Annotated in this window: 12 protein-coding genes and 3 tRNA genes; 8 read left to right on the forward strand and 7 right to left on the reverse strand. The window is 48.2% G+C overall.

The window, feature by feature from the left end; all coding sequences use genetic code 11:
• Nucleotides 1–475: 475 nt before the first annotated feature.
• The 5 genes from MJ769_RS10370 to uvrC form a co-directional block, all read right to left on the reverse strand.
• Nucleotides 476–551 (reverse strand) — tRNA-His (locus MJ769_RS10370).
• Nucleotides 552–581: 30 nt separating this feature from the next.
• Nucleotides 582–658: transfer RNA gene (locus tag MJ769_RS10375), tRNA-Arg, on the reverse strand.
• Between the two features lie 41 nt (nucleotides 659–699).
• A tRNA-Pro gene (locus MJ769_RS10380) sits at nucleotides 700–776 on the reverse strand.
• Nucleotides 777–936: 160 nt separating this feature from the next.
• Nucleotides 937–1503 (reverse strand): CDP-diacylglycerol--glycerol-3-phosphate 3-phosphatidyltransferase, encoded by a 567-nt coding sequence (gene pgsA / locus MJ769_RS10385; RefSeq protein WP_239236940.1) that lies wholly within the window; start codon nucleotides 1501–1503, stop codon nucleotides 937–939.
• 2 nt (nucleotides 1504–1505) lie between these two features.
• Nucleotides 1506–3305, reverse strand: a complete 1800-nt coding sequence (uvrC, locus tag MJ769_RS10390) for an excinuclease ABC subunit UvrC (RefSeq protein ID WP_256445716.1) — start codon at nucleotides 3303–3305, stop codon at nucleotides 1506–1508.
• Nucleotides 3306–3759: 454 nt separating this feature from the next.
• Between uvrC and MJ769_RS10395 the strand changes: the two genes are divergently transcribed.
• From MJ769_RS10395 to MJ769_RS10420, 6 genes are all read left to right on the forward strand, one after another.
• A complete protein-coding gene (locus tag MJ769_RS10395) occupies nucleotides 3760–4038 on the forward strand; it encodes a hypothetical protein (RefSeq protein ID WP_239236941.1) in 279 nt (92 codons plus the stop codon).
• 383 nt (nucleotides 4039–4421) lie between these two features.
• A complete protein-coding gene (locus MJ769_RS10400) occupies nucleotides 4422–5474 on the forward strand; it encodes an AI-2E family transporter (RefSeq protein ID WP_239236942.1) in 1053 nt (350 codons plus the stop codon).
• A gap of 96 nt (nucleotides 5475–5570) precedes the next feature.
• Nucleotides 5571–6470 carry a lipid A hydroxylase LpxO gene (gene lpxO, locus MJ769_RS10405; RefSeq protein WP_239236943.1) on the forward strand — a complete coding sequence of 300 codons (900 nt, stop codon included), beginning with the start codon at nucleotides 5571–5573 and terminating at the stop codon, nucleotides 6468–6470.
• 51 nt (nucleotides 6471–6521) lie between these two features.
• Nucleotides 6522–7526: a YheT family hydrolase gene (locus MJ769_RS10410; RefSeq protein ID WP_239236944.1), complete on the forward strand. Its 1005-nt coding sequence runs from the start codon at nucleotides 6522–6524 to the stop codon at nucleotides 7524–7526.
• Between the two features lie 229 nt (nucleotides 7527–7755).
• On the forward strand, nucleotides 7756–8010 hold the full coding sequence (locus MJ769_RS10415; protein ID WP_239236945.1) for a FitA-like ribbon-helix-helix domain-containing protein: 255 nt from the start codon (nucleotides 7756–7758) through the stop codon (nucleotides 8008–8010).
• A complete protein-coding gene (locus MJ769_RS10420) occupies nucleotides 8007–8432 on the forward strand; it encodes a type II toxin-antitoxin system VapC family toxin (RefSeq protein WP_239236946.1) in 426 nt (141 codons plus the stop codon). Before MJ769_RS10415 ends, MJ769_RS10420 begins: the two co-directional genes overlap by 4 nt.
• 230 nt (nucleotides 8433–8662) lie before the next feature.
• On the opposite strand, the gene MJ769_RS10425 is transcribed toward MJ769_RS10420, so the two are convergent.
• Nucleotides 8663–8998 (reverse strand): hypothetical protein, encoded by a 336-nt coding sequence (locus MJ769_RS10425; protein ID WP_239236947.1) that lies wholly within the window; start codon nucleotides 8996–8998, stop codon nucleotides 8663–8665.
• 124 nt (nucleotides 8999–9122) lie between these two features.
• Here MJ769_RS10425 and MJ769_RS10430 point away from each other — a divergent pair, with 124 nt between their 5' ends.
• A complete protein-coding gene (locus MJ769_RS10430) occupies nucleotides 9123–9401 on the forward strand; it encodes a BrnT family toxin (protein ID WP_239236948.1) in 279 nt (92 codons plus the stop codon).
• A gap of 1 nt (nucleotide 9402) precedes the next feature.
• Nucleotides 9403–9726: a hypothetical protein gene (locus MJ769_RS10435; protein WP_239236949.1), complete on the forward strand. Its 324-nt coding sequence runs from the start codon at nucleotides 9403–9405 to the stop codon at nucleotides 9724–9726.
• On the opposite strand, the gene MJ769_RS10440 is transcribed toward MJ769_RS10435, so the two are convergent.
• Nucleotides 9723–9899: a hypothetical protein gene (locus tag MJ769_RS10440; RefSeq protein ID WP_239236950.1), complete on the reverse strand. Its 177-nt coding sequence runs from the start codon at nucleotides 9897–9899 to the stop codon at nucleotides 9723–9725. The two genes, MJ769_RS10435 and MJ769_RS10440, sit on opposite strands and share 4 nt — an antisense overlap.
• Between the last annotated feature and the right edge of the window lie 286 nt (nucleotides 9900–10185).

Consider the following 10185-nt stretch of genomic DNA (forward strand, 5'->3'; position numbering starts at 1 on the left):
ACAACGCGCGGCTTGTACTTCTTCCACACAGGCAGGATTCTTCCCGCTGCCGTGCCAGTTTCGGTCACGATGCTTGCCCCCCCAGTATGGACACGGACGAGATTAGCGTCTTGAATGTGGAGGCAATCGGCGACGGGGCATGTGTGCACTGCTACGGAGTCGTACCCGAAGACGTGGATTGCAGCCTCTGGATCTACGAGTTCCATCATGTGCATTGAGCGATGGTCACGACTGGAGCCGTGGAACGCGGTAAGTTGAGCTCCGTAGGTTGTATTGAAATATGGGGTCAGGCGAATGGCACTTACTTAAGGCTTAATCACATGAAGTAACGAAAGAAACAGGCCGGCATGGTGGTACGATTCAGTCGCCAAACCATCGCAACCAGCCCGCTGTTATGGAGTGTTTTTTTGCTACTGTGCCGCCAATGTGCCACAAAAAAAATGACCTAGAGCAATCTCTAAGTCATTACTTTTTATGGGGTGACTGATGGGGCTCGAACCCACGACAACCGGAATCACAATCCGGGACTCTACCAACTGAGCTACAGCCACCATGGGGTAAAATCCAACAAAACATGTCGTTGGTGTGCCCGACAGGAATCGAACCTGTAACCCCCAGCTTAGAAGGCTGGTGCTCTATCCGGTTGAGCTACGGGCACAAATTCCTGTGAGCTATTTCGACTCTGTACCACTAAATAACTGGTCGGGGTGGAGAGATTCGAACTCCCGACATCCTGCTCCCAAAGCAGGCGCGCTACCAGGCTACGCTACACCCCGAAAGCGGAGCAGTATAACTTGCATGAGATAAAAGATCAATCATGTCTAGGTTATTTGATGGTCAAAAGAATGTTCATCGTCCGTTGTTATTGATAAACTATATTTCGTGCCGCCTTGATATTTAGGAACGTGAACATTTTTATGCAACAAAATTACCCCACTATTTACGAACAATTTGCGGCAGCGCAAGTTTCAAGTAATAGATCATTGACCACAAAGTCAAAACAGCAGCAAAATAAATCAACAATGTACCCAATGTATTAGTAGGCAAACCAACCAGCGAGTCATGCCAAAGCAGCAGCAAAATGGCAATCATCTGAAATACAGTTTTCACCTTACCCAGCATGGAAACCGCAGTGCTCTTGCTTTCACCAAGCTGAGCCATCCATTCGCGTAAGGCAGAGATGGCAATTTCACGACCGATAATGATGAACGCGATGAACATATCCACATAACCAAGCTTTACCAACACAATCAATGCAGCAGCCACCATCAGCTTATCAGCGACTGGGTCGAGAAATGCGCCAAAGGCGGAAGTCTGATTAAGCGCACGCGCCAGATAACCATCCAGCCAATCTGTGAGAGCCGCTAACGCAAATATCACTGCGCTGACTAAATGCTTGTGATGCATTGAAAGTGTTGCGTCGGGCAGGTAGAACACCCCGAGAAACACCGGTATGAGAAGAATGCGAAACCAAGTTAGCAGATTTGGGATATTGAGTGGCATGACTAGTGCAATTGTTGATAAATTTTTTCCGCCAGCGCCAGACTAATGCCATCTACCTGCGCCAATTCTTCCAAGCTGGCTTGGTACACGCCTTGCAGACCTCCGAACCGAGCCAGCAAATTACGTCTGCGTCTCTCCCCTACCCCGCTAATTTCCTCCAGCATGGATGTTGTGCGCGCTTTACCACGCTTGGCACGGTGTCCGCTAATAGCGAATCGGTGCGCTTCATCGCGCACCTGCTGAATCAAGTGCAATGCTGGATCGTCCGGCGACAATTGTAGCGGTTTTTCATACTGTGGCAGCAATAATTGCTCTAACCCGGGCTTACGTTCCACGCCTTTGGCTACACCCATTAACGGGATTTCCATCAGGTCCAGTTGCTCCAGCACCTGGCAAGCCACACTTAGCTGACCCGCGCCACCATCGATCAAAATCAAATCGGGGCGCTTGCCTTCTCCAGCCTGTAATTTTTGATAACGACGAAACAAAGCTTGGCGCATTGCTGCGCAGTCGTCTCCCCCAGTAATACCGCTAATGTTGTATCGTCGATACTCGGCAGTGCGCATAGCCAAACTGTCGTATACGACACAAGAAGCCACAGTCGCTTCGCCCATGGTGTGACTGATATCAAAACATTCGATACGTGACAATTGAGGGAGCGCGAGCGCTTCGCGCAATTTTTCCAGTCTAGCAAGCTGCCCGACCTGCTGGCCTGCTTGCTGGTGTAATGCCAGTAGAGCATTTTTCAGCGCCATATCCAGCCATTGGCGTCGCTCACCACTTACACTGTGACGTATCTGCACCTTATGCCCTTCCTGCACGCCAAGCAATTCTTCCAAGGCTTCTGCCGCAAGAGGCGTGCTAGTAAGTATAAGAGGCGGCACGCTATGGTTTAAGTAATGCTGTGCAAGAAAGGCATGCAGCACTTCGTCAGCCGCCTGCCCTTCGGCATTTTGCGGAAAAATGCTCTTATCACCCAGATGCCGGCCACCACGCACCATGGCCAGATTCACGCAGTGTGCGCCATCCAGCTCGGCGACAGCAACGATGTCCGCATCCGTTGCACGACCACTTTCCATGAACTGCTTTTGCTGCACCGTATGCAGCGCATGCAACTGGTCGCGTAGCGCAGCAGCCTGCTCATATTGCTGCGCTTCTGCCGCTTGCTCCATGGCTTGGCGCAGCAATACGTCCACTTCGCCCGGCTTGCCCTGTAATAGCAAATTCGCATTGCGCACATCGGTTGCGTAATCCTGCTGGCTAATCAGTCCAACACAAGGGGCAGTGCAACGATGAATCTGGTGTAGTAAACAAGGACGGGCACGATTAGAAAATGTACTGTCCTCGCAAGTACGGATGCGAAAAATTTTTTGCAGCAACTGTATGCTTTCCTTGGCTGCATGTGAGTTGGGGTAGGGTCCGAAATATTGATGTTGCTTGCTGGTCGCACCACGATAATAAGCCAGTCGAGGAAAAGCATGACCGGTCAAAACGATATATGGATAAGATTTATCATCTCTAAAAAGAATGTTATATCGCGGTTTTAATGCTTTTATTAAGTTATTTTCCAGCAGCAGAGCCTCAGCCTCGGAACGAGTGACTGTCACCTCAATACGCTCAATATGTGACACCATCAAGCTGATGCGCGGCGAGATATTTGATCTCTGGAAGTAGGATGCGACGCGTTTTTTTAGTTGCCCAGCTTTGCCGACATAAAGTACTTGCCCTTGACTATCCAGCATACGGTACACACCAGGCAGAAGCGGCAGACTGGCGATAAATAATTTAAGATCAAACTCTATTGTTTGGGTCAAGGCAATATGGATCGAGACTATGCGAATATAAAGTTATTGCGCTGAAAATGGCATGAAACATCGCTTCATTCACGCGTTTGGTCTGGGTATTGTAGCGGCTGCAATGATAGCTGTCATATAGCATTATGCCGTTCGACGATTTATGCCGCACGGCATGTATAAATTTATAGCTTTTGTTTTGCAAGCTCATAGCGCGCAACAAAGCCAGATGGATATTTCTAATTCGTCGGCTCTAGACGACAATAGTATTTACTCTATTTCAAGTAGTTAGAATTATCACGCAAACTTTATGTTGCCGTGTCACGACACAAATATTCAAATAATTAAAATTTTAAAAAAAAATAATATTAGTTAATTGTTTTTAAACATAAAACAATTCTGGCATGATCTATGCTTTAGTTATCAATACAGCAATATTGCTGAGCTGATATAAGGAAACAAGATGAATTATTCTTCAACTTTACAAAATAAGGCGGCCCAATCAATAGCTCTAGTTTCTATGCTGTTAATTGGCGCGACAAGCATTGTCCAGGCTGATTCCATGTCAAAAGAAGGCGCACCGTCTTTGACAGCTTACGACACGAACAATGATAACGCTGTTAGTTTGCAAGAAGCCACAAGCAAGCAAATGCCTGCCCCAGTATTCAAAGCGTTGGATACCAACCATGATGGCAAATTGAGCCATGATGAGTTCACTAAAGAAAGTCCGCAAACGAAATAGTCTGAGTTAATTTCTGTTTTTTCATAAAAGCCCCTTCTTGTGCGTCAGCTCCTCCTGACGCACTTTTTTTGCATCACCCCACTTTTTAGCCTTAGCTCTGTCACAAACGTAATTCTGGGCTTACTCAATTGCAAAATGGACAATGTCCAAAGGCACTTGCAAGAGAGTCGCTCAAGCACAGGCGTCACTTCACACAAAGGATTATTATGTTTATGAATAAGAGCCGGATAATTGGTTAAGGAAGGTATCTTACGTTCCAAAGTTGCCAAGAATAACTCGAGCATAATTTCACGATATATTCTTGATGAACCTTAAATACTAAGTTCAGGTAACATTAGGCAACAAAACAGTGAATGCCATTGACTTGGCCTCAAGAATTACATATGAATTCCTCAGAATTTCAGAAAAAAACATTTCTACTCCTGTTAACTATAGTCTCCATTGCATTCGGCTGGATCGTATGGCCTTTTTTTGGTGCGGTTTTTTGGGGTACCGTCCTTGCCATAATGTTTGCGCCTCTCTATCGTCGCTTGCTCGTTGTAACGCGCGGCAGGAAAAATCTGGCGGCGCTCGCTACTCTTGCTCTGTGTTTGATTGTCGTGATTCTCCCACTGGCGTTTATTACCGCTTCTCTAGTAAAGGAAGGTGTCAGTTTTTACCACAAGCTTCAGTCGGGTGAGCTGCATTTCGGCACATATTTTCATCAGATCATTAATGCCTTGCCTCAATGGATGGTCGATCTGCTGGATCGTTTCGGATTCGGTAACATTGCCGCGTTACAGGAACAATTATCTGTTGGCGTGATGGCGGGCAGTAAATTCATTGCAACTCAAGCTTTTACTATCGGTCAAAATACTTTTGAGTTCGTTATCAGTTTTGGCATCATGCTGTATTTGCTGTTTTTTCTAGTACGTGACGGTTCCAGTTTGTCCAGGCGGATCAAGTTAGCAATTCCATTAAGCATGGAGCATCAACAGTATTTGTTCAGCAAGTTCATCACGGCTCTTCGTGCGACGGTAAAAGGCAATATCGCAGTGGCCGCGATGCAAGGCGCTTTAGGTGGTCTAATCTTCTGGATTCTTGGTATTCAGGGGCCCATATTGTGGGGCGTCCTGATGGCATTTCTTTCGCTTTTGCCTGCAATTGGCGCCGCTTTGATATGGGCACCGGTTGCAATTTATTTTCTCGTCACAGGTGAAACATGGAACGGCGTAATCCTGATCGCATTTGGCGTGCTTGTGATCGGGATGATAGATAACATTTTTCGGCCTATACTTGTCGGCAAAGACACACAAATGCCAGATTATGTGGTACTTATTTCCACGCTTGGCGGCATGGCTCTTTTTGGCTTGAACGGATTCATCATTGGTCCGGTGATTGCAGCAATATTTATTGCGGCATGGGATCTCTTCACTGTAGTCGAAAAAAGCGGATAAAGATCAAACATCGTAACTACATAATTTTAAACATGATGCCAAGATTTCATTTGGTGTCAAAAAAATTTTTGAGAAGCTGTATATGTAGGAGTTGTTATGAAATGGGTAGTGATTTCGATTTATGTGATATCAATTTCTTTCGTACATCTTCGGGGTAAAGTTCGTCTTCCTCTGTTTCGGCAGTTATTCGATCACTCTTCCATCGTAGCTCCGATGAACCTGTTTATGTACCTATTTTCAGGGGTTCCTTACACGGCCTATTTTCCTGTCAAACAATTCAGCGGTCTGGAATTGCTGGAAGAGAACTGGGAATTAATCAGAGCTGAAGCGCTTAATCTGCAAGCGTTGAAAAAAATTCAAGCTGCGCAAAAAAACGATGATGCAGGTTTTAATTCGTTTTTTAAAAACGGATGGAAACGCTTTTACTTAAAATGGTATGACGCCAGCCATCCGTCAGCTGAACTCTATTGCCCCAAAACGGTTGAACTATTGCGTGCTATTCCGTGCGTGAAAGCCGCCATGTTTGCAGAATTGGGCCCGGACGGAAAACTCAATGAACATCGCGACCCCTTCGCGGGATCACTGCGCTATCACCTTGGATTGGTGACACCCAATGATGATCGCTGCTTTATAGAAGTTGATGGCCAGCGCTATAGCTGGCGGGATGGGCAAGCCGTTGTATTTGATGAAACCTATATTCATTGGGCTAAAAATGGATGCGACACCAATCGGATTATCCTGTTTTGCGACATTGAACGTCCAATGCGCTACCACTGGGCACAAGTGATTAATAAATGGTTAGGCAGAATAATCATGACCGCAGCAAGCTCACCCAATGAAACAGGGGATCAAACCGGCGGCATCAACAAACTATTCCGTTTTGTTTGGTTGGCAGGCCAGTACCGTCGAAAACTAAAAGCATGGAGTCGACCTTTATATTATGTAATTAAAGGCGGGTTAATTCTGGCAGTGGGAATTTTTATAGTTTGGTTATGATTATTTGGATCAAGACGCCTCACTTGCATTGACTTCGCCGGGGCATTCATCATGGCGACCCTACCCATTTTTACTGCCCCGACCGAACCCGCCACAATGGAACTTTATATCGCCCCCGCCTGGCTACCAGGCGGCCACTTGCAAACCATCTACACTAATCTCTTCATCACCTCACCCCACGCCGACTACCGGCGCGAACGGCTTGAACTCGACGACGGAGATTTTCTGGATTTTGACTGGATAGACGGCAACGCTATCGCACCTGTCGTCGTGCTATTCCACGGCCTCGAAGGTAGCTCGGCCAGCTACTATGCGCAGAGCTTGATGCACAGCGTAAAAGCGCGCGGCTGGAACGGCGTTGTCGCGCATTTTCGCGGCTGCTCGGGCGAAGATAACCGTCTGCCGCGCGCCTATTTCGCCGGAGACAGCGCAGAAATCGAACGCATTCTGCGCCACGTCAAATCACGTCATCCCGACGCGCCGCTATACGCAGTTGGCGTCTCGCTCGGTGCCAACGCCATGCTGAAATGGCTGGGTGAATCCGGCGAATCAGCACACAGTCTGGTAGCGCGCGCCGCCGCTATTTCCGCTCCGCTGGATTTAACTGCCGCCGGTAACGCGCTCGATCAGGGTTTTAATCGCCACATCTACACCGCGCGTTTTCTTTCCACGCTTAAAACTAAAGCACTGATAAAAGCCGAAAAATTCCCCGGCTTGCTAAACGTTAACGCCATCACTGCTGCCACCACTTTTCGTGAATTTGATACACTCGTTACTGCACAGTTGCATGGATTCATCGACGCCGACGATTACTGGCTCAAAGTCTCCAGCAAACCATTACTGAAATTCATCGCAGTCCCCACACTCGTCATCAACGCAAAAAATGACCCATTCCTGCCTGCCTCAACATTGCCAAGCTCCGCTGAAGCTTCAACCGCCGTCACACTGGAACAACCCAACACCGGCGGCCACGCAGCATTTCCGACAGGTCCGTTTCCCGGCAACATCAACTGGATGCCCAGCCGATTGATGGTATTTTTTTCGCCCGTAAACTAATCCTGCAAGTCTGGTTTCCCGGATACGAACCCCACAAGCCACACCCCGTCAGTGAGTTATGCTACGCTTTTCATCGACGGTCATGATCCACATTTCAATGTAGACCTTAGTGATGGTCTGTCATCACCCGTATCGGGAAACAACTGTTTTACGATATGACTGCCCTTTGCAAATTCACATTCAAAAATATAAAATGAAAGCATTGAATGTATTTATATGAGGTGATGCGATGGCAATGCTGACAGTACGCAATCTGCCCGACGACGTGCACCGCGCGTTACGTGTGCGAGCTGCCCAACATGGGCACAGCACCGAGGCCGAGGTCCGCGAGATTCTGGCAGCCGCGGTCAAACCTGAGTCACGCGTTCGCTTGGGTGAAGCTCTGGCAGCATTGGGCCGGAAAATTGGCCTGACGAACGAGGATTTCGAGGTCTTCGACCAGGTGGAAGACAAGGCACCAGCCGAGCCGCTGAGGTTTGAATGATCGTCCTCGATACCAACGTCGTTTCCGAGGCGATGAAGCCTGAGCCACACCAAGCCGTGCGAGCTTGGCTGAACGATCAAGCCGCCGAAACGCTTTATTTGTCCAGCGTGACGCTGGCCGAGCTGCTGTTTGGCATCGCGGCGCTCCCGGCCGGCAAACGCAAGAACATGCTGGCACAGGCTCTTGACGGTCTGATGGGACTGTTCAGGGATCGGGTGCTGCCATTCGACACCGATGCAGCACAGCGCTATGCCGAGCTGGCCGTGATGGCCAAGACTAGTGGGCGAGGCTTCCCAACGCCTGATGGTTACATCGCCGCGATCGCGGCCTCGCGGGGCTTCATCGTGGCGTCACGCGATACAGCCCCCTTCGAAGCGGCCGACGTCCCCGTCATCAATCCATGGAGTGCAAGCACACGTTAGAGTCAGGTATATATTCTAAGCTTTCATACCTTTACTGCCAAACTACCCGCTCTTTTTTACCGCTATTTGCTTATACTTTTCGAACAATTTTACCAATAGTTGTGAAATGCATATTTAAAGAACGCTGCAATCTGTGAGTAACTATATTCGCCAGTCGCATACATTGCCACAATGGCTTCATTACGGTTGGCATGAGCCTGCGCTATTTTTTCCAGCGGCGGTGCAGGTGGTTAGCGCTGGGCGTTGGGTATATTGATATCTTCAGGCAATGCCTTGGTTTTTTGCTGCATTTGTTGCACACAATGATCATCACCCAGAAACACTTGCCGGTTTAAATGTCGCCATATTGATTCTTGTCCAATGCCTTGCGCAACAAATTGACGATACCTGTGCACCGCCTCATTTCGTTTGCTTCCAAATTGTGCCAACAATTTGTTAGTCGCCAACCATGACGGCGCTGAAACTTCACCCAACATTGCATTGTAGCTGCTCCATGGCCACTTCCCGGGATGATCCACCATCCCCGCTCTTACCGGATTGAGGACAACATAACGTATCAATTCCATCAGATAAGTGTCCGCATCAACCAAAATCGCTTTATATCGTTCCTGGAACAAATTTCATGCTTTCGCTTAGCTCAAACGTTAGGCCTCTTGATGCCATAAGGCACACAGGTGTAATATTGGCAGCATGAAGCCTGTGAACTGGAGCACTGAGAAGAATATCAGCCTCAAAGCTGAGCGTGGTATATCTTTTGAAGAGGTAGTATCGGCCATGTCGAATGGCGGCCTTCTTGTCGTGCTGGATCATCCGAACACAGTCCTTTACCCGAACCAGCGTATTTTTGTGGTTCGAATTCGTGGCTATGCCTACTTGGTGCCGTTTGTGGAAACGAAACAGGAAGTCTTCCTGAAAACGATCATCCCCAACCGCAAAGCCACTCGTATTTATCTTGATGAGGAAAATTGAAATGGATAATGAACGTAAACTTGAAGAAGAAATTCTTGCTTCTTTTGAAAGAGGCGAATGGCAGCCCGTTCCCAAAAACAAAAGTGAAATTGCACGTTATGCGGCAATGGCTTCCGCATCTCTGGCTAAAGACAAGCGTGTCAACATTCGTATTTCTTCCCGCGATCTCAACGACCTTCAGGCAAAGGCAGCAGAAGAGGCAATCCCTTACCAGACGTTAATGGCCAGCGTTCTTCACAAATACGTCACTGGACGCCTTGTCGAGCCATCGCCCAGCCTTACCCCTCGTCCAGGCGGGGCGCGCCAAAAACGTCGCGCCCCTTAACTTGAGCGTTGAGCGTCCTGAACATTGAACTCTATCGACACGCTGGTTTTTTGAGCCGCTCTGTGCCGCTCGACGTTGTCGTCGATGGTCAGATAGTCGAATCCGTCAAGGCCGATCAAGCGCTTTCCCTTTCGCTTCTTGACACCGGAGCTACCCTGCAGGTTTCGATGCAAGGCACTGTATTCAGCCCCATCGTCGAGGTCACCGCCGATGGTCATCACCAAAGATTTGAGTGTGGTACACCTCTGTGGGTATTCTGCGATTTCCTGTCGCTATGCTATTTGCCTTTGCTGAAGCAGCGCGCGTTCTATATCCGTCGGATCGTAAATGCAAAGAGGAAACGAATGGAGAACGAAGGAACGAACGGGTAGAGTAGAGAACCTGTTCTCTACTCTACCCAGTGATTTGTTTGAATGTTAGCGCAGTAATCGGCGGTTGCCGAAAATCGCGCCGAAGAAA

The organism is Candidatus Nitrotoga sp. BS (genome assembly GCF_927797785.1).
GTDB lineage: Bacteria > Pseudomonadota > Gammaproteobacteria > Burkholderiales > Gallionellaceae > Nitrotoga.

What these genes read in the sequence shown, in the direction of transcription:
- pgsA (WP_239236940.1), bottom strand. Translation starts at nt 1,503, where the DNA reads ATGCCACTCAATATCCCAAATCTGCTAACTTGGTTTCGCATTCTTCTC.
- MJ769_RS10395 (WP_239236941.1), top strand. Translation starts at nt 3,760, where the DNA reads ATGAATTATTCTTCAACTTTACAAAATAAGGCGGCCCAATCAATAGCT.
- MJ769_RS10400 (WP_239236942.1), top strand. Translation starts at nt 4,422, where the DNA reads ATGAATTCCTCAGAATTTCAGAAAAAAACATTTCTACTCCTGTTAACT.
- lpxO (WP_239236943.1), top strand. Translation starts at nt 5,571, where the DNA reads ATGAAATGGGTAGTGATTTCGATTTATGTGATATCAATTTCTTTCGTA.
- MJ769_RS10410 (WP_239236944.1), top strand. Translation starts at nt 6,522, where the DNA reads ATGGCGACCCTACCCATTTTTACTGCCCCGACCGAACCCGCCACAATG.
- MJ769_RS10415 (WP_239236945.1), top strand. Translation starts at nt 7,756, where the DNA reads ATGGCAATGCTGACAGTACGCAATCTGCCCGACGACGTGCACCGCGCG.
- MJ769_RS10420 (WP_239236946.1), top strand. Translation starts at nt 8,007, where the DNA reads ATGATCGTCCTCGATACCAACGTCGTTTCCGAGGCGATGAAGCCTGAG.
- MJ769_RS10425 (WP_239236947.1), bottom strand. Translation starts at nt 8,998, where the DNA reads ATGGAATTGATACGTTATGTTGTCCTCAATCCGGTAAGAGCGGGGATG.
- MJ769_RS10430 (WP_239236948.1), top strand. Translation starts at nt 9,123, where the DNA reads ATGAAGCCTGTGAACTGGAGCACTGAGAAGAATATCAGCCTCAAAGCT.
- MJ769_RS10435 (WP_239236949.1), top strand. Translation starts at nt 9,403, where the DNA reads ATGGATAATGAACGTAAACTTGAAGAAGAAATTCTTGCTTCTTTTGAA.